The sequence below is a fragment of the Micromonospora sp. C28SCA-DRY-2 genome (genome assembly GCF_030519475.1).
Lineage (GTDB): Bacteria > Actinomycetota > Actinomycetes > Mycobacteriales > Micromonosporaceae > Micromonospora.
In genome coordinates this window covers 103,476-128,677 of sequence record NZ_JAUMKD010000001.1, presented here as the reverse complement: position 1 = coordinate 128,677, position 25,202 = coordinate 103,476, and the positions used below count along the sequence as shown (strand labels likewise).

General features: G+C 74.2%; 19 protein-coding genes. 11 read left to right on the top strand and 8 right to left on the bottom strand.

Annotated features, from left to right (window positions below):
- Positions 1 to 99: 99 nt before the first annotated feature.
- Positions 100 to 2,352: a hypothetical protein gene (locus tag Q3W71_RS00515; RefSeq protein ID WP_302917282.1), complete on the bottom strand. Its 2,253-nt coding sequence runs from the start codon at positions 2,350 to 2,352 to the stop codon at positions 100 to 102.
- A 169-nt stretch (positions 2,353 to 2,521) separates the two neighbouring features.
- The gene (locus Q3W71_RS00510) at positions 2,522 to 7,987 is read right to left on the bottom strand and encodes a carboxyl transferase domain-containing protein (RefSeq protein ID WP_302917281.1); all 5,466 of its coding nucleotides are present in this window, start codon (positions 7,985 to 7,987) and stop codon (positions 2,522 to 2,524) included.
- Between the two features lie 253 nt (positions 7,988 to 8,240).
- On the opposite strand from Q3W71_RS00510, the gene Q3W71_RS00505 reads away from it, so the two are divergent.
- From Q3W71_RS00505 to Q3W71_RS00490, 4 genes are all read left to right on the top strand, one after another.
- Positions 8,241 to 9,089: an ATP-grasp domain-containing protein gene (locus tag Q3W71_RS00505; RefSeq protein ID WP_302918685.1), complete on the top strand. Its 849-nt coding sequence runs from the start codon at positions 8,241 to 8,243 to the stop codon at positions 9,087 to 9,089.
- 195 nt (positions 9,090 to 9,284) lie between these two features.
- The gene (locus Q3W71_RS00500) at positions 9,285 to 10,226 is read left to right on the top strand and encodes an ABC transporter ATP-binding protein (protein ID WP_302917280.1); all 942 of its coding nucleotides are present in this window, start codon (positions 9,285 to 9,287) and stop codon (positions 10,224 to 10,226) included.
- On the top strand, positions 10,223 to 11,032 hold the full coding sequence (locus Q3W71_RS00495) for a hypothetical protein (protein WP_302917279.1): 810 nt from the start codon (positions 10,223 to 10,225) through the stop codon (positions 11,030 to 11,032). The genes Q3W71_RS00500 and Q3W71_RS00495 overlap by 4 nt, the downstream gene beginning before the upstream one ends.
- Positions 11,029 to 12,138 (top strand): NAD(P)/FAD-dependent oxidoreductase, encoded by a 1,110-nt coding sequence (locus Q3W71_RS00490; RefSeq protein WP_302917278.1) that lies wholly within the window; start codon positions 11,029 to 11,031, stop codon positions 12,136 to 12,138. The genes Q3W71_RS00495 and Q3W71_RS00490 overlap by 4 nt, the downstream gene beginning before the upstream one ends.
- A gap of 70 nt (positions 12,139 to 12,208) precedes the next feature.
- On the opposite strand, the gene Q3W71_RS00485 is transcribed toward Q3W71_RS00490, so the two are convergent.
- Complete coding sequence (locus Q3W71_RS00485; protein WP_302917277.1) at positions 12,209 to 13,039, bottom strand: alpha/beta fold hydrolase; 831 nt, start codon at positions 13,037 to 13,039, stop codon at positions 12,209 to 12,211.
- A 111-nt stretch (positions 13,040 to 13,150) separates the two neighbouring features.
- Here Q3W71_RS00485 and Q3W71_RS00480 point away from each other — a divergent pair, with 111 nt between their 5' ends.
- Positions 13,151 to 14,128 (top strand): sigma-70 family RNA polymerase sigma factor, encoded by a 978-nt coding sequence (locus tag Q3W71_RS00480; protein WP_302917276.1) that lies wholly within the window; start codon positions 13,151 to 13,153, stop codon positions 14,126 to 14,128.
- Here the strand turns inward: Q3W71_RS00480 and Q3W71_RS00475 are convergent.
- Positions 14,042 to 14,401 (bottom strand): STAS domain-containing protein, encoded by a 360-nt coding sequence (locus tag Q3W71_RS00475; RefSeq protein ID WP_302917275.1) that lies wholly within the window; start codon positions 14,399 to 14,401, stop codon positions 14,042 to 14,044. The genes Q3W71_RS00480 and Q3W71_RS00475 overlap by 87 nt on opposite strands.
- A 79-nt stretch (positions 14,402 to 14,480) precedes the next feature.
- On the opposite strand from Q3W71_RS00475, the gene Q3W71_RS00470 reads away from it, so the two are divergent.
- Positions 14,481 to 15,725, top strand: coding sequence for an FAD-binding oxidoreductase (locus Q3W71_RS00470; protein WP_302917274.1), 1,245 nt, complete (start codon positions 14,481 to 14,483; stop codon positions 15,723 to 15,725).
- Between the two features lie 57 nt (positions 15,726 to 15,782).
- Here Q3W71_RS00470 and Q3W71_RS00465 read toward each other — a convergent pair whose 3' ends face one another.
- Positions 15,783 to 16,823: a sodium:calcium antiporter gene (locus Q3W71_RS00465; RefSeq protein WP_302917273.1), complete on the bottom strand. Its 1,041-nt coding sequence runs from the start codon at positions 16,821 to 16,823 to the stop codon at positions 15,783 to 15,785.
- A 237-nt stretch (positions 16,824 to 17,060) separates the two neighbouring features.
- On the opposite strand from Q3W71_RS00465, the gene Q3W71_RS00460 reads away from it, so the two are divergent.
- The gene (locus Q3W71_RS00460) at positions 17,061 to 18,143 is read left to right on the top strand and encodes a glycoside hydrolase family 19 protein (protein ID WP_302917271.1); all 1,083 of its coding nucleotides are present in this window, start codon (positions 17,061 to 17,063) and stop codon (positions 18,141 to 18,143) included.
- A gap of 18 nt (positions 18,144 to 18,161) precedes the next feature.
- Here Q3W71_RS00460 and Q3W71_RS00455 read toward each other — a convergent pair whose 3' ends face one another.
- The gene (locus Q3W71_RS00455) at positions 18,162 to 19,142 is read right to left on the bottom strand and encodes an AraC family transcriptional regulator (protein ID WP_302917270.1); all 981 of its coding nucleotides are present in this window, start codon (positions 19,140 to 19,142) and stop codon (positions 18,162 to 18,164) included.
- Between the two features lie 81 nt (positions 19,143 to 19,223).
- Between Q3W71_RS00455 and Q3W71_RS00450 the strand changes: the two genes are divergently transcribed.
- Positions 19,224 to 20,057 (top strand): NAD(P)H-binding protein, encoded by an 834-nt coding sequence (locus tag Q3W71_RS00450; protein WP_302917269.1) that lies wholly within the window; start codon positions 19,224 to 19,226, stop codon positions 20,055 to 20,057.
- 81 nt (positions 20,058 to 20,138) lie between these two features.
- Here the strand turns inward: Q3W71_RS00450 and Q3W71_RS00445 are convergent, their stop codons facing one another.
- Positions 20,139 to 21,476 (bottom strand): glycosyl hydrolase family 18 protein, encoded by a 1,338-nt coding sequence (locus Q3W71_RS00445; protein ID WP_302917268.1) that lies wholly within the window; start codon positions 21,474 to 21,476, stop codon positions 20,139 to 20,141.
- Between the two features lie 110 nt (positions 21,477 to 21,586).
- On the opposite strand from Q3W71_RS00445, the gene Q3W71_RS00440 reads away from it, so the two are divergent.
- On the top strand, positions 21,587 to 22,021 hold the full coding sequence (locus Q3W71_RS00440) for a methyltransferase domain-containing protein (protein WP_302917267.1): 435 nt from the start codon (positions 21,587 to 21,589) through the stop codon (positions 22,019 to 22,021).
- 83 nt (positions 22,022 to 22,104) lie between these two features.
- The gene (locus Q3W71_RS00435) at positions 22,105 to 22,500 is read left to right on the top strand and encodes an MmcQ/YjbR family DNA-binding protein (RefSeq protein WP_302917266.1); all 396 of its coding nucleotides are present in this window, start codon (positions 22,105 to 22,107) and stop codon (positions 22,498 to 22,500) included.
- A 209-nt stretch (positions 22,501 to 22,709) separates the two neighbouring features.
- Here Q3W71_RS00435 and Q3W71_RS00430 read toward each other — a convergent pair whose 3' ends face one another.
- The gene (locus Q3W71_RS00430) at positions 22,710 to 24,050 is read right to left on the bottom strand and encodes a glycoside hydrolase family 18 protein (protein WP_302917265.1); all 1,341 of its coding nucleotides are present in this window, start codon (positions 24,048 to 24,050) and stop codon (positions 22,710 to 22,712) included.
- A gap of 158 nt (positions 24,051 to 24,208) precedes the next feature.
- Here Q3W71_RS00430 and Q3W71_RS00425 point away from each other — a divergent pair, with 158 nt between their 5' ends.
- A complete protein-coding gene (locus tag Q3W71_RS00425; protein ID WP_302917264.1) occupies positions 24,209 to 25,099 on the top strand; it encodes a bile acid:sodium symporter family protein in 891 nt (296 codons plus the stop codon).
- Positions 25,100 to 25,202 lie beyond the last annotated feature (103 nt).

Here is a 25,202-nt window from a genome sequence, read left to right as displayed (position 1 = left end):
ACGCGCTGCCGCGGTCTTGCTCGTGTCGGCTTGCGGCGGCCTCAGGCGATGGTGGGACCGGCAGCCATGGCGGCCCGCTCGATCTGCGCGCGCCTGGTTTCAGGCGGCCGGGGGCCGCCGCGGATCCGTGGGCGTGCGGAGCCGCTCGACCAGCTCGCGCGCCGCCTCGACGAACCGCTGGTCCGACTCGCAGGCCCGGTGCCCCTGGATCGGCGGCGGGACGCTGTCGCCGGGCGGGGTCACCACGCCGGTGGGATCCCGGAGCCGGCGGTCCACCGTCGCGGCGGGGCGGTCGACGGTGACCTGCGCGGCCGGCCGGTGGGCGGAGAAGATCCAGCCGCCGATCGGGTCGGTGTCGCGCCACAGGTTCACCCACCGCCAGCCGACCCGGGCGCCGACCTCGTGCAGCACGTCGTCGTCGATGTAGGCCGGGAAGATCCGGCCGTAGACCCGGCGCAGGGGTGACGCGTGGGTGAGCAGGGCGACCCGGCTGCTGACCCGGGGCGGCAGTTGGAGCACCGTCGCGGCGGCCAGGACCGAACCGTAGCTGTGCCCGGTGAGCAGCACCGCGTTGCCGCGTCCGACCAGGTACGTGATCCGCCGGGTCAGCTCCGGCACGGCCCGCTCGGCGTAGCAGGGCGGCGCGAACGGATGGGCGGCCCGGGGCCAGAACGTGCCCAGGTCCCACAGCACGCCGACATGGCGCCGGAACTCGGCGGTCCGGTAGGCGAAGATCCCGCCGGCGACCAGGGCCAGGATGGCCGCGGCGGTCACCCAGCTGCCGAACGCGATGGCGAAGGTGACCAGGTCGCCGGGGACCCCCGCGTACCGTTCCAGGGCGTCGCCCGGCAACAGGTCGAGCAGGCCGATGGTGGTGGTGGCCGTGCCGATTCCGGCGAGGCAGGCGTAGACCACGGCCAGCGGGATCAGTTTCTCGGTGAACCGGGCCTGGGCTATCGCCTTCCGCACCTGGCGCAGGCGGGTCGCCGCCTCCGGTGGCGGGTCCGGGTAGTCGTGCGCGACGATCGCCGCGGCGGCGCGGCCCCGGCCGCGCCGGGAGAGCAGCGCGACCAGGGCCGCGACCACCGCCGTGATCAGCACCGCCCGGAAGAAGCCGTAGATCGCCCAGCTGTACGCCCGCGGCGGGCCGCTGGCGATGCCCACCCCGGTCGGGGTGTCGCGGTCCAGGAAGTCCGCCACCCGGTAGACCAGTTCGGCGGAGTACGCCACCGCCAGGCTGATCGCCACGGCCACGATCACCAGCGACCCCAGCCCGAACAGCGGCATGGCGTCCGGCCGGCGGTCCCGGCCCCAGAGCAGTACGGCGCCCAGCGCGACCAGCAGGGCCGTCTGGGTGACGAACAGCCCGGTGAGGATCGGGTCGTAGCCGGGCAGGCCGCCCCCCGCGGGCCAGGGCGCCGGGCTGGTCAGGACGTGCGCCGTCACCACGGCGGTGAGGACGAGTGCGGTCGTGCGCAGCGTGCGGGTGATCCGGTCCCGCCGCCGGTGCGTGGCGGCCCGGTCGATCAGCGCGGGCGTGCAGAGCAGCACCGTACACGCGGCCAGCACGGCCCCGGCGGCGACCGCCAGCGTGATGGTGCCGGCCGAGGCGCTGGCGGAGAGCCGGGCGGCGAGCAGGGTGAGGTCCAGCGTCGCGAACGCCGCCGCGACGTGGATGGCGCGCAGCCGACCCACCAGCGGCTCGGCGTCCCACTGGCCGACCGCGCTGAGCCGGTGCCGGGAGACCTGCGCCTCGGGAGCGCGGAACGCCTCGAACACCCGACCCGGGCGGGTGCTGGCCCGCCAGAGCAGGCCGATGGCGGCGGCCGGCACCAGCGCGGACACCGCCAGCCGCAACCCGGCCGGCCGCCCACCCAGCCAGGACAGCCACCCGCGCCCGGCCACGCAGGGCGCCGAGGCCAGGCACTTCCACGCGATCAGGTCCAGCGCGACGCCGGCGACGGCCAGCACGTACAGCGCGGTGAGGGAGAGCGCCAGCAGCCGGCACAGCGACCGGACCACCGGGTCGGAGCCGGGACGCGCCGGGCGCATCCAGATCGCCACGTTGACCAGCATGAACGGCAGCAGGAACACCAGCGACAGGGTGCGGGCCATGGTCCCCGCGGGCAGGTCACCCCAGCGGTACGCCTCCAGCGTCACCCGGCCGCCGTCGTCCGTGCCCGACGGCGTGCGGGCCCGGTAGAAGCCCCCGCTGCGGTCGCCCGCGACCTGCTCGATCCGCGGCAGGTCCAGCACCTGGCCGGCGCTCGCGCTGGCGGCCCCGTGCACCCGCAGCTCCACCACCTCGTCGGGCAGCCCCGGCCCGCCCCACCGCGCTGACGCATCCGACATCGGCCCCCCGAGCCGTCCTGGCGGTCCGGAACCGGGCGAACCCGGCCGGGGACCGCCCCGCACAGTCGCGGCGGTCTACCCCACCCGGCCGGGCCCAACCGTCGTCCAGCGGCCCGGCCCGCTCCGCCGGAGGCCGGGGGAGCGGGCCCGATGACCCCCGCCCGGCGGGTTACCGCAGGTGCGCCTCGATGGCCTCGATGACCCGCGGACGGAGTTCGGCCGCCCGGATGACCGCGTCGACCGAGCCGACCTCGACCGCTCGCTGGATGCTGTGCACCCGGTCGAACTCGGTGGCCACCTCGCCGAGCTTCTCGGCGCGGACCGACGCGCGCAGCTCGTCGAGTTCCGCGGTCAGCGCGGCCCGGTCCGCGCCGGCGGCGGCCGCGACGCGGGCCTCCAGGTCCCGCACCCGGGGGTCGGCAGCGGTACGGGCGTCGACGTCGCCGGAGAACACCACAGCGGCGGCGGGCGCGCCACCGAGCACCGACGCGAACGAGCCCTCCAGCGCCAGCACGGTCATGTTCGGGTTCAGCGCCTTCGAGAACACCACGAACGCGCCGCCGTGGTACCGCGAGATCACGCAGAACACGATGGGCCCGCGGAAGTTCACGATCGCCCGGCCGATCTCGGCGCCGTACTCCAGTTGCAGCTTGCGCATCGACTCGGGCGAGCCGTCGAAGCCCGACAGGTTGGCCAGCACCACCAGCGGCCGGTTGCCGCTGGCCGCGTTGATCGCCCGCGCGGCCTTCTTCGACGAGCGTGGGAAGAGCGTGCCGGCGGTGTAGGTGTCCGGGCCGTCGGTGGGCGGGAAGCCGCGCCGGGGCACCGAGCGCGACTCGATGCCGAGCAGGCACACCGGGATGCCGCCGAGGTGGACGTCCTGCACCACGGCGGTCTCCGCGTCGGCCATGCCGGCCCAGCGTTCCAGCACCGGGTGGTCCTGGTCGGCGAGCGCCCGCATCACGGTCCGGATGTCGAACGGCTTCTTGCGGTCCGGGTTGGCCGTGGCGGAGAAGATCTCGCCCACGGTGGTGAAGTCGCTGCCGGCCACCACGTGCGGGAAGTCGGAGATGTCCCGGTCGGTGGGGTCGGTGGTGGTCGCCCGCCGCGGCGCGTCCTCGCCCGGCGCGACGTACGTGTGGTCGTAGTGCGCCATCAGCACGTCCCGCGCGGCGGGCAGGCTCGGCGCCCAGTACTGCGCCTGCCCGTTGGGGCCCATCACCCGGTCGTAGCCGCCGATGCCGAAGTTGTCCTCGGCGGACACGCCACCGGAGAAGTCCAGCGACTGCTTGCCGGTGAGCACCATCGCCGAGTCCGGCGTCATCACCAGGACGCCCTTGGTGTGCATCAGCATCGTCGCCTCGGCGTTCCAGTACGGCTGCGCGCCGACGTTGATGCCCGCGACCACGATGTTGATCTCACCGCCGCCCTGGGTGAACTCGACGATCCGCTTGAGCGCCGCGGCCACCCAGTCCATGTTCTCGGTGCCCGAGGTCATCGAGATGCGGGCGCCGGCGGAGAGCGCGTACCACTCCAGCGGCACCCGCATCCGCTCAGCCAGGTCCAGCGCGGCGATCACCCGCCGGCACTCCGGCTCCGACAGCGCACCCAGCGACTTCGTCGGGTCGCCGAGCAGCACCACCCGGGTGACCCCCTCCGGGTGCCGTACGGTCGGCGTGGTCACCACGCCGGCGACGATCGCCGCGGTGTTGCGTCCCCTGGGCCGGTCGACCGGCACCAGCGCGTGGTCGTCGTCGAGGTCGTGCTCGACGAAGTCGCCGAGCAGGCCGGTCAGCTCGTACGGGTACACCGTGTTGCGGCTGGCCGCCCGCAGCACCTTCAGTCGGTAGTCGTCGAGCGGCTCGACCGGGTCGACCGGCGGCTCGCCGATGGTCAGCTTGGCGCCGCCGGTGGCGTCGAAGGAGATCCGTACCGCCATCTTGGTCAGCTCGCCGGTCGTCCGGTCGCGCTGGCGCGCGATGAACAGGATCTCCTCCAGGCGGGCACCGCCGGTCGTCGGGCGCACGCGCCCGGCGATCATCTCCATCTCCTCCCGGGTGAGCTCGCTCGGCGGCCAGACGTAGATCACGATCCGGTTGGTGTTGAACCGCGCCTTCGACGAGCGCCGCGCCTGGGCGCGGCGGATCGAGTCGAGGCAGGCGGCCACGGTGTCCTCGGTCGTCGGCAGCGCGACCAGCCGGCCGTCGTGATCGCGCAGCTCGGTCAGGTCGCGCACCTGAGCGAACGCGATCAGTCGCTCGTCCGACGGGTTCTGTCGCGCCACGCAGCGGAAGAGGTAGACCTCCTCGTCCGCCGACGGCAACCGGGTCAGGTCGAACTTGTGCAGCCGCTCCAGCTGCATCCGCTGCGCGATGTAGGGGTGCAGGCCGCGGATCAGCCGCTCCTCGGCCATCCCGGCGCCGGACGGGCGGAAGGTGAAGTGGTGGTGCATCACCGCTCCGGCCCGGCCCGCGACGGTGGTGGTGACCCGGCGGACCCGCGGCGGCAGCGGGTGGGCGTTGATGACCTCGAGCAGCGCAGCCACCGTCGCGTCGAAATCCTCCGGCTGGCTCTCCCAGGCGAGGTAGATGTCGGCGTCCACGGCGTCCTCGCCGCTGGCCAGCTCGGCCAGCCCGCGCAGGGCGCCGTCCAGCGCGTCGAAGCGGACCGCGGCGGAGACCACGCACGAGTCGGCGCGCTCGGCGACCACGAACGTGCAGCCGGCGACCCGACGGGTGCCGACGGCGGTCAGCCCCTTGTTGCCGTAGTAGCGCCGGGTCAGCACCTCCAGCATCACCGCGTTGTCGAGGTGGTCGCGCACGAGCCGCTGGCCGAGCAGCCGCACCAGCGGCTCGGTGCTGCGGACCATCTCGGCGACCCGCTCGGCCCGGTCCGGCGCGTCCGGGTGCGCGTCCAGGTGGCGCAGGTGCCGGCGCACCTCGGCGTAGACCCGGGCCCGGTTGCGGCGCAGCAGCGGCTGGGCGAACCAGGCGAACACCACGCCGCGGGCGAGGTCGGCGACCACGGGGAAGCGGACCTGCGTCGCGGCCACCAGCCGCTCCAGCGCGAGGCCCGCCGGTTCGCGCAACGACTCGTCCGGCGGTGACTCCCGCAGCCACGCGCGCAGCAGCGTCGCGACGACAGTGGCGTCGGCGGCGGCGCGCTGCTGGGCGAGGAAGATCCGGAACACGGCGGCTTCCAGCTCGGGGGAGCGCTCCAGCTCCGTGACGCCGTAGTGCCCGAGCGCCTTGGCGAGCTTGGCCTGGAACGAGGTGGGCAGTCCGGCCCGCTCGACGTCGAGGCTCTGCAGGTAGGTGTGGAAGTACTCGCGGGCGCTGTGCACGTGGGCCTCGCCGCCGCCGTCCTCGCCGGTGGGCCGGTTGCGGCTCAGCTCGGCGAGGTCGACGAAGACGGTGACCAGGTCGAGTTCCTCGGCCAGCGGCCGGTGGCCGTCCTCGATCATCGCCCGCCGCGCGGCGAGGTAGTCGTCGATCACCCGGCGGTCGTCGTGCGGGTCGACGTCGAAGCCGAGCAGCAGCCCGCGCAGGTCCTCCCGGCCGCGGGCGGCGCGCTGCCGCGCCGGCGCCCCGCCGTTCGCGGCGGGCAGGTCCAGCTCGACGGCCACGGCGGCCGGACCGTCCGCCACCTCCTCGGCCGCCTCGGCCAGCGGCTCCAGCCGCAGCAACGGCGCGCCGGCCGCCACCTGGCTGCCCACGGAGACGGCGCACTCCTTCAGCCGCGCCCGGAACGGCGCCCGCAGCACCGTCTCCATCTTCATGGCCTCCAGCACCAGTACCGGTGCGCCGGCCTCGACCTCCGCGCCCACCTCCAGCGGCGTGGCCACCACCAGCGCCGGCATGGGCGAGCGGACCACCCCGCCCTCGTCGCGGCTGATCCGGTGCGTCACGCCGTCCACCTCGACCAGGTGGATCGGCCCGTGCGTCCCGGTGAGCAGGCGGTACCGCGCGCCGTTGACGGCGATCTGCCCGGTGTGCCGGTCGAAGCGGTCCAGCTCGACGTCGGCGGTGCGCACCGCCGTGCCCACCTCGATGCCGACCCGGAACCGGTGCGCGCCGACCCGCGCCACCCGCATCCGGTAGCTGACGCCGCGCAGCTTGAGGTCCAGCGGTCGGCCACTGGCGTGCCGCACCTGCGGGCGCCCGCCGGCCGCCGTGGCGAGCAGCCGCTGCCGCTCGACGCGCTCCTCCTCCTCGTACGCCTCGATGGCGGCGGCCGCCAGCGCGACGGCGGAGTGCCGGTGCGCGACGAGCCGGCCCGCGCCACGGACCCGGTCGATCCAGCCGGTGTCCGCGCTCGCGTCGATGACCTCGGGCTGGTCCAGCAGGTCGAGCACGAAGCTCTTGTTGGTCGCGCCGCCCTCGATGACCACCGTGGTGTTCGCCATCGCCCGGCGCAGCCGGCCGAGCGCCTCGTCGCGGTTCCGCCCGTAGGCGATGATCTTCGCGATCATCGAGTCGAAGTCGGCGGGGATGGTGTCGCCCTCGCTGACGCCGGTGTCCACCCGGATGCCCGGCCCGGCGGGCAGGTCCAGCCGGGCGATCCGGCCGGGGGCGGGCGCGAAGTCGCGGTCCGGGTCCTCGGCGTTCAGCCGGGCCTCGATGGCGTGCCCGCCCTCCACCGGCGGCTCGCCGTCGAGCCGCCCGCCCGCGGCGACGTGCAGCTGCGCCTTGACCAGGTCGAACCCGGTGGTCGCCTCGGTGATCGGGTGCTCGACCTGGAGCCGGGTGTTGACCTCGAGGAACGCGAACAGCCGGTCGCCCGGGTGGTAGAGGAACTCGACGGTCGCCGCGCCCCGGTAGCCGACCGCGACGGCCAGCCGCTCGGCCGACGCCTTGAGCTCGGCCGCCTGCGCCGGGCTGAGCACCGGCGACGCCGACTCCTCGATGACCTTCTGGTTGCGCCGCTGCACCGAACAGTCGCGGACCCCGAGCGCCCACGCCGTGCCCTGGCCGTCGGCGATGATCTGCACCTCGACGTGCCGGGCCCCGGTGACCAGGCGCTCCAGGAACACGACGCCGCTGCCGAACGCCCGCGCCGCCTCCTGGCTGGTGCGCTCGTACGCGTCGGCGAGCTCGGCGGAGTTGGTGACCACGCGGATGCCGCGCCCGCCGCCGCCGGCGGTCGCCTTCAGCATCAGCGGGTAGCCGATCTCGTCGGCCGCCGCCAGCGCGGCGTCCAGGGTCTCGACCGCGCCGCGGCTCCACGGCGCGACCGGCACGCCGACCTCCTCGGCGATCAGCTTCGCGCCGATCTTGTCGCCGAGCTTGCGCATCGCCTCCGGGCTCGGCCCGACGAAGGTGACCCCGATCTTCTCGCACAGCTCCGCGAACGCCGGGTCCTCGGCGACGAAGCCCCAACCGACCCAGGCGGCGTCGGCCCCGGTCTCCACCAGCGCGCGTTCCAGCGCCGTCAGGTCCAGGTACGGACGGGCGGACGCGGGACCGAGGTCGTAGGCCGCGTCCGCCTCGCGCACGAACGTGGCGGTGCGGTCGACGTCGGTGTACAGGGCGACGGTCTCGATCCGGACCCCGGTCTCCGCAGCCAGCTCCCGGACCGCGTGGATGAGCCGCATGGCGGCCTCACCACGGTTGACGATGGCGACACGGCTGAACACCCGACCGACCCCTCCGGTTGACCCACGATGTACGCGCCGCGAGATTCCGCCCCCCGGCATTGGTCACCTTTCCGCCTGCCGGCGGGCCGCGCCATGTCGTAACCACCGAACCCTGTGCGGCACCGTTTGTAGGAACCGAACAAAACTTTTTGGCGTCCACACTTCGGGCTCGGACTGGTGCTAAAGGCGGTGACGGAGCGGTCCCGAAAGGGTCGGAGTTCGTGCGGCCGGATCGGGCAGCATCGCGCGGGTGATGCTCCTCGTTCCCGCCGACCCGCTGCGGCCGCGCCGCCCCGACGAGCACTTTGCGCCGGAGGCGCGGGCGGCCCGGGAGGCGGGCCTGACCGTCGCGGTGGTCGACCACGACGCGCTGGCGCGCGGCGACGACCCGGATCGGGCGGTGGCGTCCGTACCCGCCGGCGGCCCGGCCGTCTACCGCGGCTGGATGCTGCGCGGCGAACGGTACGCCGAGCTGACCGAGGCGCTGGCCCGGCGTGGGGTGAGCGTCCGCACGACCGCCGAGCAGTACCGGCGCGCGCACGAGCTACCGGGCTGGTATCCGGCGCTGGCCGCTGTCACGCCCCGCTCGGCGTGGACCACCGGCGCGGAACGGGCCGACTTCGACCGGGCCCGGCGGGCGCTCGGTGCGGGCCCGGCGATCGTGCGCGACCACGTCAAGTCCATGAAGCACCACTGGCACGAGGCCACCTTCATCCCGGACCTCGGCGATCGGGACGCCGCGTGGGCGGTCGCCCGCCGGCTGCGGCAACTGCGGGCGGACGACTTCGTCGGCGGGTTCGTGCTGCGCGCGTTCGAGCCGCTCGGCTCGGCCGAGGTGCGGACCTGGTGGGTGCGGGGCCGGTGCGCCCTGGTCGGGCCGCACCCGGACACCCCGCACGACCACCCGGCGGGCGAGGTCGACCTCGGGTGGCTCGCGCCGCTGGTCGCCGGATTGCGGCTGCCGTTCGTCACGGTGGACCTGGCGCTGCGCGCCGACGGGGTGTGGCGGGTCGTCGAGGTCGGGGACGGGCAGGTCAGTGACCGGCCGGTCACGGTCGAGCCGACCGCGCTCCTCGCGGCCCTGACCGCGGAATCCCGCTGACCGGAGCCACCGCACCGGAACCCCTCGTCGCCCGCCGCCCGGACGCGCCGGAACTCCGGCAGCCGACGCGCGGCGCGGCGGCGGGTCGTGGCCGCCTGGTCCAGCAGCGGGTACCGGCCGTGCGGGAGGCCGCCGCCGGGGTGTCGGCACGGCGAATCGATTGACTTTCGATAGGAACCGAGTGATAGTCGATGCATGATCGAAGTGCGCGGGCTCACGAAGCGCTACGGGGACGTCCTGGCCGTCGACGACCTGAGCTTCGTCGTCGAGCCGGGAAAGGTCACCGGGTTCCTCGGGCCGAACGGGGCGGGGAAGTCCACGACGATGCGGATGGTGCTCGGCCTCGACCGGCCCACCGCCGGCCGGGCCCTGGTGAACGGCCGGGCGTTCGCCACCCTCGGCGAACCGCTCCGGGAGGTCGGTGCGCTGCTGGATCCCGGCGCCGTGCACCCCGGCCGCACCGGACGCAGCCACCTGCGGGTCGCCGCGCGAGCCAACGGCATCCCGGAACGCCGGGTGGCGGAGGTGATCGAGCAGGTCGGCCTCGGCGGCGCGGCCCGCCGCCGGATCAAGGGCTACTCGCTGGGCATGCGCCAGCGCCTCGGGATCGCCGCGGCACTCCTCGCCGACCCCCGGGTGCTGCTGTTCGACGAGCCGATGAACGGGCTGGACCTGGACGGCATCCGCTGGGTCCGCGGGCTGCTGCGCGAACTCGCCGACCAGCAGCGCACCGTGCTGGTCTCCAGCCACCTGCTCAGCGAGATGCAGCAGACCGCCGACCGCCTGATCGTCATCGGTCGGGGCCGGCTGATCGCCGACGCGACGACCGAAGACATCCTGCGGGGGCTGGGACACGTCGAGGTACGCGTCCTCAGCACGCAGGCGGACGCGCTGCTCGCCCGGCTCCGGGAACGCGGCCTCACCGTCCGGCGGGTCGACCCGGACGAGTTGCGGGTCGAGGGCGGCACCGCCGTGCAGGTCGGTGAGGTCGCCAACTCCTGCCACATCCCGCTGCACCACCTCTCCGAGGTCCAGCAGTCGCTGGAGCACGCGTACCTCGAACTGACCAGCAACCACGTCGAGTACCACGGCCGCCAGCCGACGGCGGCCCGGGTGAGCCCGGAGGGGGAGCGGTGACCGCTTCGTCGACCATTCCGGTCCAGCGCGGTGCGGCCGCCGAGCCCGCCACCGGACGCCTGTTCGCGCGTACCTGCGCCGCCGAGTGGACCCGGCTCTGGACGGTCAAGGCCACCTGGTGGTTCCTGGCCGCGGCCGCCGCGGCGATGGTGGGGATCGGCGCTGTCGCCGGCTTCGAGGCCGCCGCGAGCCCCGACCCGCCACAGGGGGAACCGGCCTGGGCCATCTCGGCGATCACCGCCATGCCGGCGCAGTTCGCCCTGCTCGCGCTCACCCTGACCGCTGTCACCTCCGAGTACGCCACCGGCGGGATCGTGCCGACCCTGCAGTGGACGCCACGCCGCGGCGTCCTCTTCCTCGCCCGGACCGTGGTCACGGCCGGCGCCGCCACGGTCGCCGGGGTGCTGCTCGGGCTCGCCTCCGCGCTGGCCGCCTTCGCCGCGGCCCGGCCGGGACTGCGCCTGCCGGTGGGCGAAGGCGTCGAGGTGCTGGCCACCGTCGCGTTCGTGCTCGCGGCCGGCACCGTCCTCGCCGTGGGGCTCGGCTTCCTGCTGCGCAACACGGCCGGCGCCCTGGTCGCGGTGTTCCTGCTGATGCTGGTGCTGCCGCTGCTGCTGCCGCAGTTCGGCTACCGGTGGATGTCCGCGCTGGCCGACGTCCTGCCCGGGACGGGGGCCGCGTTCCTCCTGCTCGGCGAGGTGCCGGGGATGACGACGGCGTCGTCGGTGCTCGTCCTGCTGGCCTGGGCCGCCGGCGCGCTGCTGCTCGGCGGGCTGCGCCTGATCCGCGACGACGCGAACCGATGAGCGTGGACGTGCTGGTGGTCGGGGCCGGGCTGGCCGGCCTGCATACCGCCACGCTGCTCGCCCGGGCCGGTCACCAGGTGCTGCTGGTCGAACGGCGGCCCACGCTCACCGGCGCGATCCGCACCACGGGGATCTTCGTCCGGCGTACGCTCGACGACTTCGCGCTGCCGCCCGGGTGCCTCGGGCCACCCATCCGGCGGGTGGTGCTCTACCCGCCGGGGCTGCGCCGGCAGGTCACCCTGGTCAGCGCGCGTGACGAGTACCGGGTGGGCGACATGGCCGCGCTGTACGTGGCGGCCGCCCGCACCGCTGCCGAGGCCGGCGTACGGATCGCGCTCGGCACCCGCTACGCCGGGCGGCGAGCCGGCTCCCACCTGCTGGCCGGGGATGACGGGCCGACCCGGGTCCGGGCCCGGTTCGTCGTCGGCGCCGACGGCGCCCGCTCCCGGGTCGCCCGGGAGCTCGCCCTGGACCGCAACCGCCACCTGCTGGTCGGCGCCGAGGAGGTGTTCCCGATCCCCGCCGGGGCGGAGCCACCGGCGTTCCACTGCGTGCTCGACCCGTCGCTCGCGCCCGGCTACCTGGCGTGGGTCGTCAACGACGGCCGGCACGCCCACGCCGGCGTGGCCGGCTACCCCGACCGCTTCCCGGACGGTCTCCGGGGGGCCCTGCAGCGGTTCCGGGCCGTGGCGCCCGGACTGCCCGGCGTCGACCGCCCCGAGCAGGTCGAGCGGCGCGGCGGCCCGATCCCGGTCGGCGGCGTGCTGCGCCGGATCAGCTGCCCGGACGGGCTGCTCGTGGGGGACGCCGCGGGTGCCGTCTCGCCACTCACCGCCGGCGGTCTGGATCCGTGCCTGCGGCTGTCCGAACTCGCGGCCGCCGTCCTCGACGAGGCCCTGCGCACCGGCCGGCCGGACGTGTTGACCCGCTACGACGGGGCCGCGCTGCGGGCCCGCTTCCGTGGCCGGCTGATGCTGCGCCGAGGGCTTGCCCAGGTGCGGACGCCCGCCCTCGCGGCGGCGGCGTTCACGCTGCTGCGCACGCCCCCCGGGCGGGCCGCGGCCAGCCGCATCCTCTTCGGCGACGGGTCCTTTCCCGACCCCTGACTCCTCGGTGACGCCGACGGCCCCGGCGGTCGACCAGGCGACCGCCGGGAGGGGCGACTGCGTCGGTGCCTCAGTTCGCCTGGTCCAGGAAGGCGAGCGTGACAGCGGCGAAGAGCGGGGAGCGGAAGATGTCGTAGTGCGTCAGCCCGGGCAGGATGGCCAGGGCGTGGCCGCCCGCCGGCCGGCCCTCGCCCGCCCAGCCGCCGTCGCGCAGCCCGCCGTCGAGCAGGTTGAAGACCTCGACGTAGTGGCTCGGCGGCGCCATATCGGCGTCGGCGGCGACCACCAGGGTCGGCACCCGCAGGCCGCGCACCTCCTCGGTGAGGTCGAAGTCCTTCGCCATCGCCTCGCCGATCTTGTCCAGCAGGCGGGGGAAGTCCTCGGGGCGCGGCGCGACCCGCTGGTAGAGCTCGTACATCGGGGTGTCCTTCATGAACTCGGCGGCCGCCCCGGTGACCTGGCCCTGCTGCTGGAGCATTTCCGGGTAGATGGCGTTGCGGCGGATGTTCGCCGACGCCGCGACCAGGCGGCCCACCTTCTCCGGGTGCCGGATCGCGACCTGGAGCGCCACGCCGCCGCCGAGCGAGTAGCCGACGACGTCCGGCTTCTCCAGCCCGAGGTGGTCGATCAGGGCGGCCACGTCGTCGGCCATCAGGGCCACGTCGATCGGCCGGTCGATGTCGGCGGTGCGGCCGTGCCCCTGGAGGTCGACGGCGATGACCTGGTGCTGCTCGGCCAGCGTGGGCAGGACGGGCCCGAACATCTCACCCGAGCCGAGGCCGCCGTGCAGCAGGATCATCGGGCGGCCCGTCCCGTGCGTCTCGTAGTACAGGTTGATGCCGTTGACGTCGGCGTACTGCCCGGCGGTCGTGGTCTCGGCGCTCCACTGGGTGGTGGTCATGACGTGCTCCTCGTCTGGTGTCGTGTGCTGACAACCGGTAGACCGGGCCGGGAGCACGGACTCATCGGCGCGGGGGCGACGAATTTTCCACCGGGCGGCTACGTTGTCGGAGTGGGTGATGTGGCGACGAGCGCACCGATCGAGTCGCACCTGGAGGCGTACCGGTCGGAGCTGACCGGCTACTGCTACCGGATGCTGGGCTCCGCCTTCGAGGCCGAGGATGCCGTGCAGGACACGTTCGTGCGGGCCTGGCGCGGTTTCGACCGCTTCGAGGGGCGGGCGGCCCTGCGCACCTGGCTGTACCGCATCGCGACGAACGTCTGCCTGAACATGCTCTCCAGCGCCCAGCGCCGGGTCCGGCCGATGGATCTCGGCCCCGCCGGGTCCGGCGACGCCACCCATCCCGGGGAGCCGCGCCCCGAGGAGATCTGGGTGGGCCCGGTGCCGGACAGCCGGGTCCTGCCGGAGGGCAGCGACCCGGCCGAGGTGGTCGCCGGGCGCGAGTCGGTCCGGTTGGCGTTCGTCGCGGCGTTGCAGCACCTGCCGCCGCGGCAGCGGGCCGTGCTGATCCTGCGCGAGGTGCTGGCCTGGTCGGCCCAGGAGGTGGCCACCCTGCTCGACACCTCGGTGGCGAGTGTCAACAGCGCCCTGCAACGGGCCCGGGCCACGCTCGCGGCCGCCGACGTCACCGCCGAGGTCTACCGGCCGATGGACGGCGAGCAGCGGGCGCTGCTCGCCCGGTACGTGCGCGCCTTCGAGGCCTACGACCTGGAAGCCCTCACCACGCTGCTGCACGAGGACGCGACGCTGTCGATGCCGCCGCTGCCGCTGTGGCTGCGCGGCCACGCCGACATCCTCGCCTGGATGGCCGGCACCGGGTGCGGCTGCCGCGGGTCCCGCCTGGTGCCGGTGGTGGCCAACGGCATGCCGGCGTTCGGGCAGTACCGGCCCAGCCTGGACGGCGCGGGGCACGACCCCTGGGCGCTGATCGTGCTCGAGTTGTCAGCCGGCCGGATCGCCGCGGTCAACAACTTCCTCGACACCGCCCGCCTGTTCCCGCTGTTCGGCCTGCCCGACCGGCTCGAATAGCACGTCGCTCAGGCCGAGCAGGCCGGCGAGCTCGCGCAGGCCGGGGCCGGCGCCGCTGACCACGAGCCGCCAACCGTGCCGTCGCGCGGTCAGCCGCAGCCGGGCCAGCGCCTCGATCGCTACCAGGTCGGGGCCGGTCAGGCCGGTCACGTCGCAGACCACCACGCCACGCTCACGCCCGCGCAGCTCGTCGGCCAGGTCGGTGCAGAGGACGGGCAGGTCCGCGCGGGTCACCGTGGCACCGACGGCGAAGCGGATCGTGAAGGTGGTCATCCGGGTAGGACCGCCGGGCGCCGGGAAAGTCATCGCTGCCGCGTCGATGAGTTCGGGACCACCCCGGGGTCTGACGGGCATGACGATTCAGCAGACACTCCGCATCGACGGCCACGTCCTCCTCCCCGGCGACGAGGGCTACGACCACCATCGCAAGGCCCTCAATCCGGCGCTCGACCCGCGGCCGGCCGTCGTGGTGCGGGCCGCCGGCGCCGCCGACGTCCGCCGGGCGGTGCTGGCCGCCCGTACCCACGGCCTGCCGTTCGCCGTCCAGGCCACCGGTCACGGGACGCACGTGGCGCACGACGGCGCGCTGCTGCTCAACACCGGCGCGATGACCTCGGTCGTGGTCGACCCGGACCGCCGGGTCGCCCGCGTCGGTCCCGGGGCCCGGTGGCGCGACGTGCTGGCGGCGGCCGCGCCGTTCGGGCTCGCGCCGCTGTCGGGCTCCTCGCCCGACGTGGGGGTGACCGGCTACACCCTCGGCGGCGGCCTCGGCTGGCTGGCCCGCGCGCACGGCCTGGCGGCCGACAGCGTGCTGCGCGCCCAGGTCGTCACGGCCGACGGCACGCCGCGGACGGTCAGCGCCGACCGCGACCCGGACCTGTTCTGGGCGCTGTGTGGCGGCGGCGGCTCGTTCGGCGTGGTCACCGCGCTCGAGTTCCGCCTCTACCCGGTCACCCGGGTGTACGCCGGGGCGCTCACCTTCGGCCGGGACCGGGCCGCCGAGACGCTCGCCTACTACCGGCGGTGGATCGAGCGGGTGCCGGACGCGCTCAGCACCGCGGTGCTCCTCACCCGCGACGGGTCGCTGGTGGTGAAGGCCATGTACGCCGGTGACGCCGACCGGGGCCGGGCGCTGCTGGAACCGCTGCGCCGGGTGGCCGGGCCGGTCGTCGACGACGGCATGCGGGTGGTCGACTTCGCCCGGGCGGCGATGGGCGGCACCTTCGCGCGCACCTTCGACCAGGTCCGCGCGCTCGACGACGACCTCGTCGCCGCGCTCGTCGACGAGCCGGACACCACCGTCGAGATCCGCCACTGGGGCGGCCGCATCGCCGCCGGCTCCGGTGCCGCCGCCCACCGGGACGCGCCGCTGTCGGTGGTCCTCGACAGCGTGGCGTCGCCGCGGACCGCGGCGGCGCTGAGCCGCTGCGGGCTGGGCAGCGGCTTCCTCAACTTCCTCCACGACCCGGCCCGGCTGCCGTCGGCCTTCACCGCCGCGAACTGGGCGGCGCTGCGCCGGATCAAGGGCACCTACGACCCGGAGAACGTCTTCGCCGCCGGCCTCGCCGTCCCGCCCGCCGCGCTGGTCGCCGCCTAGCCGCGCACCCCGTCCGGTACCGCTCGGCGTGGTCGGGACGCGACCGCCGGCCCGCCCTCAGAGCGCGAGGACGACGGTCATGGCGGCGTAGCTCACCAGCAGCAGGACCCCCTCGAAGCCGAGCCGGCCCCATCCGCAGGTCTGGCGGATGAGCAGCCCACCGAGCAGCGTGGCGGTCATGAAGAGACTGGTGGTCGTGGCGAGCAGTTCGGGATCGCCGGCGCTGTGGTAGATCGATCCCTGCCCGTAGGCCAGGTCGCCGGCGACCAGGGTGAGCACGTCCAGGATGTTGCCGCCGAGGACGGCGGCGATGGCGAGGGTCACCGCGCCCCGGCGGACGGCGGCGATGGCGGTGACCGTCTCCGGCAGCGCGTTGACGATGCCCATGAGCACCGCCCCGACGAACCCGGCGGTGAGGCCGGTGAGGTCGACGATGCTCTCGGCGGCCAGCGCCACCAGCCAGCCGCCGGCGGCGACCACCAGCCCGACCAGGGCGAAGCGGCTCCACAGCCAGCCCGGCGGACGGCGGTTGAGGGGACTCTCGTTGTGCGGGACGTCGGGTCGGGTCTCGGCGGTGGCGATCGCCTGCCACATCGGTTGCGCCCCGGCCCGGCGGATGAGGACCAGCCCGCCGACGTAGGTGGCGACGAGGACGACGGACATCGGGTCGACGCCGACGATGGTGGTCTCCGGCACGTAGCTGGCCAGCAGGGCGAGCGCGAGCAGCGCGATGAGCAGGCAACCCGAGAGCAGGTTCGACAGCGACGCCGCCGCGTGTTCGAGGTTGGCGCGCCGATGGAAGGCGTCGGCGACGGCCACCGCCGTGGTCTGCGCGGCGATGCCCCCGACGGCGTTGCCGTAGCCCAGGCTGGCCTCTCCGCTGGCGGCGGCGACGATGGTCATGATGATGCCGGACAGGCCGGTGACGAGGCCGAAGAACGCCACGCCGAACAGGGCCTCGCCCCAGCCGGTCCGGTCGGCCAGGGCGTCGCCGAGGCTGGCCAGGCGGATGCTGCCCGCGACGGTGACGACCCCGGCCAGGACGAACACGGCGGCACTCCAGGGCAGGGGCCAGGGCAGAGCGGTCACGTCCGGCACCGGCCGGTGGTTCCCCGAACCGCGCCGGTGATGCCCCCGTATCCCACCCGGGGTCGCCCGGCCGGCGCCGGCCGCCGCGACGCCGGCGCCCGGACCGGCCGTGGTGGGGTGGGTCCTCGGTCGACGCTACGTGGCTCCCCGGGGCAACAATAGTAAGGTTTGTGAACAGAAGATGTTAGAGTCACTCCCGTCGATGGGTTACGGCCATCGGCCCGTCTCCCCGGAAGGAGTGGTCAGATGTCGAGACTGCGCGCCCTGGTCGCGCTCGCGGCGCTAGCCGTCGCCGGCGGACTGGTGGCGATCATCCCGTCGACCGCCGCGTCGGCCGCCGCCTGTGCGACCCCCTGGCAGTCCTCGGCCGTCTACACGGGCGGCGCCCAGGTCTCCCACAGCGGTCGCAACTACCAGGCCAGGTGGTGGACCCAGAACGAGGCCCCGCCGGGCACCACCGGCGTCTGGCAGGATCTGGGCGCCTGCGGCGGCGGCAGCACGCCGCCGCCCACGGGAAGCTGCAGCCACCCGAACTGGGTGGCCGGCACCTGGTACGCCGCCGGCGCCATCGTGCGGTACACCAACGGCCTGTACTACATCGCCGAGCACGACAACCCGGGCTACGACCCCACCATCAGCACCTGGTACTGGAACCCCTACAGCTGTAACGGCACGCCGCCCACCAGCAGCCCGCCGCCCACCAACCCCGGCGGCTTCGTGGTCACCGAGGCGCAGTTCAACCAGATGTTCCCGAGCCGCAACTCCTTCTACACGTACTCCGGGCTCGTCGCCGCGCTCAGCGCCTACCCGGCGTTCACGAAGACCGGCAGCGCCACCGTCCAGCGCCAGGAGGCCGCGGCGTTCCTGGCGAACGTGCACCACGAGACCGGCGGGCTCGTCCACATCGTGGAGCAGAACACCGCCAACTACCCGCACTACTGCGACAGCAGCCAGCCGTACGGCTGCCCGGCCGGGCAGGCCGCCTACTACGGGCGCGGGCCGATCCAGCTGAGCTGGAACTTCAACTACAACGCGGCCGGCAACGCCCTCGGGCTGCCCCTGCTGACCAACCCCTGGCTGGTGCAGAACGACGCCGCGGTGGCCTGGAAGACCGCCATCTGGTACTGGATGACCCAGAACGGGCCGGGCACCATGACCGCCCACCACGCGATGGTCAACGGCGCCGGGTTCGGCGAGACCATCCGGAGCATCAACGGCTCGATCGAGTGCAACGGCGGCAACCCCGCCCAGGTGCAGAGCCGGGTCACCCGGTACCAGCAGTTCGTCGGCATCCTCGGGGTGCCGGCCGGAGCCAACCTGTACTGCTGACCCCCGGACCGGGCCTCGTCACCCTCGCGCGTCGAGGGCGACGAGGCCCGGTGCGTGGGCGGCGCCGGTGGGGGCGGGCGCCGCCGTGCGGTCGACGCCGCGGGCGAGCCGGCGGTGCTGGCTGGGGCTGATGCCGCGGACCCGCTTGAAGGCGGCGCTGAAGGCGAACTCGCTGGCGTAGCCGATCCGGCGGGCCACCGCGGCCAGCGTCATGCCGCCGTCGGCCAGCAGTTCCGCCGCCAGCGCCATCCGCCACGAGGTCAGGTAGGTCAGCGGCGGCTCGCCGACCAGCGCCGTGAACCGCTTGCCGAGCGCCGCGCGGGACACCGAGGTGTGCGCCGCCAGCGCTGCCGTCGTCCACGGCCGGGCCGGTGCCTCGTGCATCGCGCGCAGCGCCGGGCCGACGACCGGGTCGGCGAGCGCGCGGTACCAGGCGGGCGGCGCGGCGTCCGGACCGTCGAACCAGGCCCGCAGGGTGCACACCAGCAGCCAGTCGAGCAGCCGGTCCAGCACGACGGTCTGCCCGGCGCGGTCCTCGGCGATCTCCGCGCTGATCAGGCGCAGCAGGCTGTCGTCGCAGGTCGCCGGCACGACGAGCACCGGCGGCAGCGCGCCGAGCAGCCGGCGTCCGGTGTCCCGGTCGTTCCGGTACACGCCGACCGCCAGCGCGGTGGCGCCGTCGCCCGCGCAGATCTCGGGCCGGACCGCGGCGCACGCCGCCCGATCCAGGCAGCGGACGTCGATCGGTACGCCACGCGGGGTCGGGCCGTCGGCGAACAGGAACGGCTCCGGCCCGCGAACCACCGCGATGTCGCCGGTCCGCAGCTGCCGCGGTTCGCCGTCGGTGGGCACGATCCACCCCGAGCCGCGGGTCATCACGCACAGCGTCAGATCGGCTCCGTCGGCGAACCGGAGCGACCACGGGGCGGCCAACATCGTCTCGCCCAGTACCGCGCCGTCGCTGCGTACCCCGCGCAACAGGTCTCCCAGTACATCCACGGGTTTCACGGTAGCCGGACGGACATGCGCCGGAGCCGCTGACGTATGGTCCGCCCGGACGGCGCTCGGTTGACTGGACCCATGACCGCAGGAACGACCCTGGTATTGGGAAGCACCGGCAAGACCGGACGTCGGGTGGTGCGGGCGCTCAGGTCGCGCGGCGTCCCGACCCGCGCCGCGTCCCGCTCAGCGGAGACGCACTTCGACTGGAACGACCGCGCGACCTGGCCCGCCGTGCTGCGCGACGTGCGCGCGGCGTACCTGGTGGCGCCGGAGGAGCCCGACCTGGCCGCGGAGTTCGTCAAGACCGCGACGGCGGCCGGGGTCGAACGGTTCGTGGTCCTCTCCGGGCGCGGCGTGGACGTGTGGGCGCAGCGTGCGGGTGCCGACCAGAGCATGATCGCCGCGGAGCGGGCGGTGCGCGACTCCGGCGCCGAGTGGGCGATCATGCGGGCGAACAACTTCGCCCAGAACTTCAGCGAGGACCTCTACCACGCGCCGTTGCTGGCCGGGCGGTTGGCGCTGCCGACGGGCGGCGTTCCAGAGCCCTTCGTCGACGCCGACGACCTCGCGGAGGTCGCGGTCGCGCTGCTGACCGAGGACGGGCACGCCGGCCGGACGTACGAGCTGTCCGGCCCGCGCGCGCTCGGCTACGCCGAGGCGGTCGACATCATCGCGCGCGCCAGTGGCCGGCGGATGCGCTTCGTGGAACTGACACCGGAGCAGTACGAGGCGGAGCTGCGAGCCGACGGCGTCGAGGACCCGTGGGTCGGGCTGTACACCTCGCTGTTCGAGGTCACCCGGGAAGGGCTCCTGGCCGAGCCGGTGGACGGCGTCCGGCAGGTGCTGGACCGGGAGCCGACGGACTTCGAGTCCTACGTCGCCGCGGCGGTGGCGGCGGGGGCGTGGCGCTGAGCCGGCGCCCGTCGCCGACCGCCCGGGCGGTGCGGCGGAGGCCAGGGCTCCCCCGGGAGCCCTGGCCTCCGCACGCTCGGCTCAGCGGCCCTGGAGCGCCTTGACGTTGTCGCCGAACGTCCAGCCCTTCGACCCGTCCCAGTTCAGCGACCAGGTCATCAGCCCCTTCAGGCCGCCGCGGTAGGTGTTCCACGCCTGGGCGACGGTCGCCGGGGCCATGTGGCCGCCGCCGGCGCCGGGTTGCGCCGGCAGGCCGGGGACCTGCTTGTCGTACGGGACGCGGATGGTGGTGCCCTGGATGACCAGGCCGGCGTTGAGGCAGTCGGTCTGGACGGTGAACCCCTGCACGGTGCCGGCCGGGTAGGAGTCACCGGAGCAGCCGTACATGCTGCCGTTGTAGTACTGCATGTTCAGCCACCAGAGCCGCCCGTTGTCGGCGTACCGCTTGATGATCGGCAGGTACGCGCCCCAGATCGACCCGTAGGTGACGCTGCCGCCGGTGACGTACGCGGTCTCCGGCGCCATGGTGAGGCCGAAGGTCGGCGGCATCTGCGCCAGCACCCCGTCGATGATCCGGATCAGGTTCGCCTGCGACGCCGAGAGCTGGGCGATGTTCCCGCTGCCGGTGAGCCCGGTCTCGATGTCGATGTCGATGCCGTCGAAGTTGTAGCGCTTGAGGATCGGCACGATGGTCGCGACGAACCGGTCGGCGACGGCGGACGAGCTGAGATCGATCCCGGCGGTGGCGCCGCCGATCGACATCAGGATGGTCAGCCCGGCGGCCTTGGCCCGGCACATCTCGGCGGGGGTCGGCACCCGGACCGTGGCGTCCATGCCGTCCTCCCAGAGCACCGTGCCGTCGGCGCGGATCACCGGGAACGCCGCGTTGATCACGTTGTAGCCGTGCGCGGGGATGCGCGGGTCGGTGATCGGGATCCAGCCCAGCGGCGGGTGGACGCCGTTAGCGGCTCCGTCCCAGTTCTCCCAGTAGCCCTGGAGCACCTTGCCGGCCGGCTTCGGCTTGCCCGCGCAGGTCTCCGGGCCGGGTGGGGTGCTCGTCCCGGTGGGCGTGGGCGTCGGGGTGGGGGAGGGCGAGGACGTGCCGGTGGGCGTGGGCGACGGCGCGCCGTCGCAGGCGCCGAGATCGGTCCACAGCGAGGGGGTGGCGGCCGGGTTCCAGCCGGCGCCCGGTGGTGGGGTGTGGGTCACCAGCGCCTGGTACGACCGGCCCGCGTAGCTGACCCGGCTACCGGCGGGGTAGGTGGTGCCCTCCGCCCAGGCCGGCGCCGTGCAGGCGGCCAGCGTGTCGTGCTGGCCCGTCGTGGTCGCGGCGAAGCCGTCCACTCTCGGCAGTGCCGCGAGCGCGGCGACCAGTGCCACGCCGGCCAGTACGGCGGGCATCGTCCGTCGAAGTCCCATGACATTCCTCCTCGTCGATGAACCGGAGGCTATCAATTAACTTTGTTAAAAGTAAGAGGCGGCGTGCTCGGCGGGGTTTCACCCGCGTGCGGGTCGCTATCCTGACGCTCGTGCCGGCACGTCTGTCGCCCCGTCTGGCCGCGATCGTGGCCGCGCTGCCGATCCGGCCGGACTCCCGGGTCCTCGAGATCGGCTGCGGTCCGGGCGCGGCGGCCCGAGCGGTCGCCGCCCGCCTCGCCACCGGCCACATCCTGGCCATCGACAGGTCCGCCAGCGCCGTCGCGCAGGCGCGGGCCGCGGCGGCGGCCGAGATCCGCTCGGGCCGGATGAGCGTCCGCCAAGTCGCGGCGGAGGACCTCGTGCTGGGCCCGGACGAGGAGCCGTACGACCTGGTGTTCGCCGTCCGGGTCGGCGCGCTCGACGGGCGGCACCCCGAGGCGGGCCGGCGGGCGTTGCGACGGATCGCGATGGCGACCACCGCGGACGCCCGGCTCTTCGTCGACGGCGGCGACCCGCTTCGCGCGCTGGAGATCCCGCGACCCTGAGCCGCCGAGGACGCGGGATGGGCCCGGCCGGCGCGGCGGTTAACCTGTGCCCATGCGGGTTGCGACATCCGGCGGCGACGTCCATGGCTGACGCGGACGACGTCCGCCGCCTGGCCCTCGCCCTGCCGCACGTGGTCGAGATCGACAGCGAGGGTTTCGACTTCCGGGTGGCCGACAAGGGCTTCGTCTGGTCCTATCCGGAGCGCCGGCCGGGCCGGCCGCGGGTCATCCGGACCGACATCGCGGTGCTGTACGTCGGCGACGAGGCGGAGAAGCAGGCCCTCCTGCTCGGCGAGCCGGAGCTGTTCTTCACCACGCCCGCCTACGACGGGTTGCCGCTGGTCATGGTGCGGCTAGCCGAGGTGAGCGTGGCACGCCTGCACGAACTCGTCACCGACGCGTGGCGGATGCGCGCACCGGACGCGCTCCGCGCCGACCTCGACGACCACGCCGACCCGTCCAGCCCGACCCCGGCCTGAACGCCCCCGGCCCGAGCGACCCGGGTCCGAGCGGCCCCGGCCCGAGCGGCCCCGGCCTGAGGGGCTCCGGCCCGAGCGGTCCCGGCAGGTCGCCGGGGCGACTCCGCCGGACGCCACCGGCCCGCCGGGGCGACTCCGCCGGACGCCACCGGCCCGCCGGGCGGTGCGGCGGCGGGCCGGTGGGGGATCGCCGGGTGGACCGGGTGCGGCTACCGCGTCCCGAGCCCCAGGCCGATCGTCTTGGTCAGCGTGGCGTTGTCGTCGTCGCCGTCCAGCGACCAGACCATCGCTCCGCCCAGCCCGGCCCGCCGGATGTACAGCGTCTTCTGCAGCACCACCGCCGGATCGTCGTACGTCCAGAAGGTCGTACCGTCGAACAGCCAGGCGTGCCCGGCGCGCAGGTCGCGGTGGACGGTGTAGCCCTTGCCGGGCAGGGTCTTGAGCTGCTTGTAGTCCTCGAACCCGGGGGCGTGGGTGGCCGGCGCGGGCCCGGCGGCGGGCTGGAACAGGCCGTTGCCCCCGCCGGTGACGCCGGTCCAGCCCTGGCCGTAGTACGGGATGCCGAGGACCAGCTTGCCGCGCGGGGCGCCGCGGGCGATCCAGCCGTCGATCGCCACCTCCACGGAGAAGTCCGGGTTGTCCGGCGCACCCGCCGGCACCCGCAGCGCCGACTGCTGGTTGGTCACCCGCTCCCAGGTGCCGTGGAAGTCGTAGCCCTGCACGGTGGCGAAGTCCAGGTACCGGAAGATCTTGCGGCCCTCGAATCCGGCGTCCATGGCGGCCGGGTTGGCCGGCAGGAAGGCGGTCAGCGGGTAGTGCTTGCGGGTCTGCCGGCCGTACGCGTCGAGCTGCCGGCGGAACTCGGCGAGCAGCTTGGTGAAGTTCTCCCGGTCCTCCGGGCGGACCACGTTGCCCGGCTCGCCCGGCCAGTTCGGCCACTCCCAGTCCAGGTCGATGCCGTCGAACACCCCGGCGGCGGATCCGGGGCCGCCGCTGCCGCCGTCGAGGATCGGCAGGTTGCCCTTGAGGTAGAGGTCGATGCAGGAGGCGACGAACGCCTTGCGGGAGGCGTCGGTGCGGGCGGCGTTCGAGAAGTACGTCGACCAGCTCCAGCCGCCCAGTGAGATCATCACCTTCAGGTCGGGGTGCCGGGCCTTCAGCTTGGCCAACTGGCCGAAGTTGCCGTTGAGCGGTTCGCCCCAGGCGTCGGCGACGCCGTCGACGCTCTCCTCCGCCGGGACCGGACGCTGGTAGTCGGCCCAGGCGTCGCCCTCGCCCGGCCCGCCGTCCACATAGCAGCGACCGTCCTCGCTGACGTTGCCGAAGGCGTAGTTGACGTGGGTGAGCCGGCTGGCCGCCCCGGAGGTGTCGAGCTTCTTGACCGGGAAGGCCCGGCCGTAGATGCCCCACTGGGTGAAGTAGCCGACCCGGTGGTACCCGGGGCGCTTCCCGCCGTCACCCGCGCTCGCCGCGGTCGGCGGGGCGGCGGCGACCAGCACGGTCGCCAGGGCGGCGAGGGCGGTGAGACGGCGGTGGCGGAATGGTCGCATCGGCACTCCCGGGAGGGACGCGGCTGAATTAGTTAAGACACCTTTCTGATCGATGAAGCTAAGCGGATCGTCGCCGGCGGTCAAGAGCCCTGAGGTCGCCCGCGGCCGGCCGCACGGGGGATTGTGAGCGTGTTACCGGGCGGTGACCATGTCGTGTCATGGACTCGGCCCTGACCCTGATCGGACTGCCCATCGCCCTCGGCATCATCATGCTCGGCCTGGGTCTCGGGCTGACCGTCGACGACTTCCGGCGGGTGGCCCACCACCCGAAGGCGGCCGTCATCGCGCTGGTGTGCCAGGTGCTGCTGCTGCCGGCGCTCTGCTTCGCGCTGGTGCTCGCCTTCGACCTGGCGCCGGAACTGGCCGTCGGGATGATGCTGCTGGCCGCCTCACCCGGCGGCACCACCGCCAACCTCTACAGTCACCTGTTCGGCGGGCACGTGGCCCTGAACATCACCCTGACCGCCGTCAACTCGGTGCTCGCCGTGTTCACCCTGCCGATCGTGGTCAACCTCGCCGCCGGGCACTTCCTGGCCGACGGGCGGAGCATCGGCCTCCAGTTCGACAAGGTGCTCCAGGTCTTCGCCATCGTGCTCGTCCCGGTCGCGATCGGCATGCTGGTCCGGGCCCGGGCGCCGCGGGTCGCGGAGCGGCTGGACCGTCCGGTCCGGATCCTGTCCGTCGTCGTGCTGGTCGCGGTGATCGCCGGCGCGGTGCTCGGCGAACGGGACAACATCGCCGACTACTTCGTCTCGGTCGGCCTGGCCGTGCTCGCGTTCAACCTGCTGAGCCTCGCGATCGGATACGGCGTGCCGCGGCTGGCCGGGGTCGACCGGCGGGCCGCGACGGCGGCCGGCTTCGAGATCGGCATCCACAACAGCACCCTGGCCATCACGATCGCGCTCAGCCCGGCGCTGCTGGACAGCACGCAGATGGCGATCCCGGGGGCCGTCTACGGCATCGTCATGTTCTTCACCGCGGCGGGCTTCGGCTACCTGGTGACCCGCGGCCGGTCCGTCGCCCCGTCGACCGAATCCGCCACCGCCTGAGGCGCCGGCCGGCGCCTCGTTCCGGCCCGGCGGCGGCTTAGCTGATCGTTAAGTAATGGGCCCGGCTGTTCACCCGGCGGTCCGGGCTGGGCAGACTGGGGCG

What these genes read in the sequence shown, in the direction of transcription:
- Q3W71_RS00485 (WP_302917277.1), bottom strand. Translation starts at nt 13,039, where the DNA reads ATGACCACCACCCAGTGGAGCGCCGAGACCACGACCGCCGGGCAGTAC.
- Q3W71_RS00425 (WP_302917264.1), top strand. Translation starts at nt 24,209, where the DNA reads ATGGACTCGGCCCTGACCCTGATCGGACTGCCCATCGCCCTCGGCATC.
- Q3W71_RS00450 (WP_302917269.1), top strand. Translation starts at nt 19,224, where the DNA reads ATGACCGCAGGAACGACCCTGGTATTGGGAAGCACCGGCAAGACCGGA.
- Q3W71_RS00490 (WP_302917278.1), top strand. Translation starts at nt 11,029, where the DNA reads ATGAGCGTGGACGTGCTGGTGGTCGGGGCCGGGCTGGCCGGCCTGCAT.
- Q3W71_RS00475 (WP_302917275.1), bottom strand. Translation starts at nt 14,401, where the DNA reads ATGACCACCTTCACGATCCGCTTCGCCGTCGGTGCCACGGTGACCCGC.
- Q3W71_RS00445 (WP_302917268.1), bottom strand. Translation starts at nt 21,476, where the DNA reads ATGGGACTTCGACGGACGATGCCCGCCGTACTGGCCGGCGTGGCACTG.
- Q3W71_RS00460 (WP_302917271.1), top strand. Translation starts at nt 17,061, where the DNA reads ATGTCGAGACTGCGCGCCCTGGTCGCGCTCGCGGCGCTAGCCGTCGCC.
- Q3W71_RS00430 (WP_302917265.1), bottom strand. Translation starts at nt 24,050, where the DNA reads ATGCGACCATTCCGCCACCGCCGTCTCACCGCCCTCGCCGCCCTGGCG.
- Q3W71_RS00470 (WP_302917274.1), top strand. Translation starts at nt 14,481, where the DNA reads ATGACGATTCAGCAGACACTCCGCATCGACGGCCACGTCCTCCTCCCC.
- Q3W71_RS00500 (WP_302917280.1), top strand. Translation starts at nt 9,285, where the DNA reads ATGATCGAAGTGCGCGGGCTCACGAAGCGCTACGGGGACGTCCTGGCC.
- Q3W71_RS00435 (WP_302917266.1), top strand. Translation starts at nt 22,105, where the DNA reads ATGGCTGACGCGGACGACGTCCGCCGCCTGGCCCTCGCCCTGCCGCAC.
- Q3W71_RS00515 (WP_302917282.1), bottom strand. Translation starts at nt 2,352, where the DNA reads ATGTCGGATGCGTCAGCGCGGTGGGGCGGGCCGGGGCTGCCCGACGAG.
- Q3W71_RS00505 (WP_302918685.1), top strand. Translation starts at nt 8,241, where the DNA reads ATGCTCCTCGTTCCCGCCGACCCGCTGCGGCCGCGCCGCCCCGACGAG.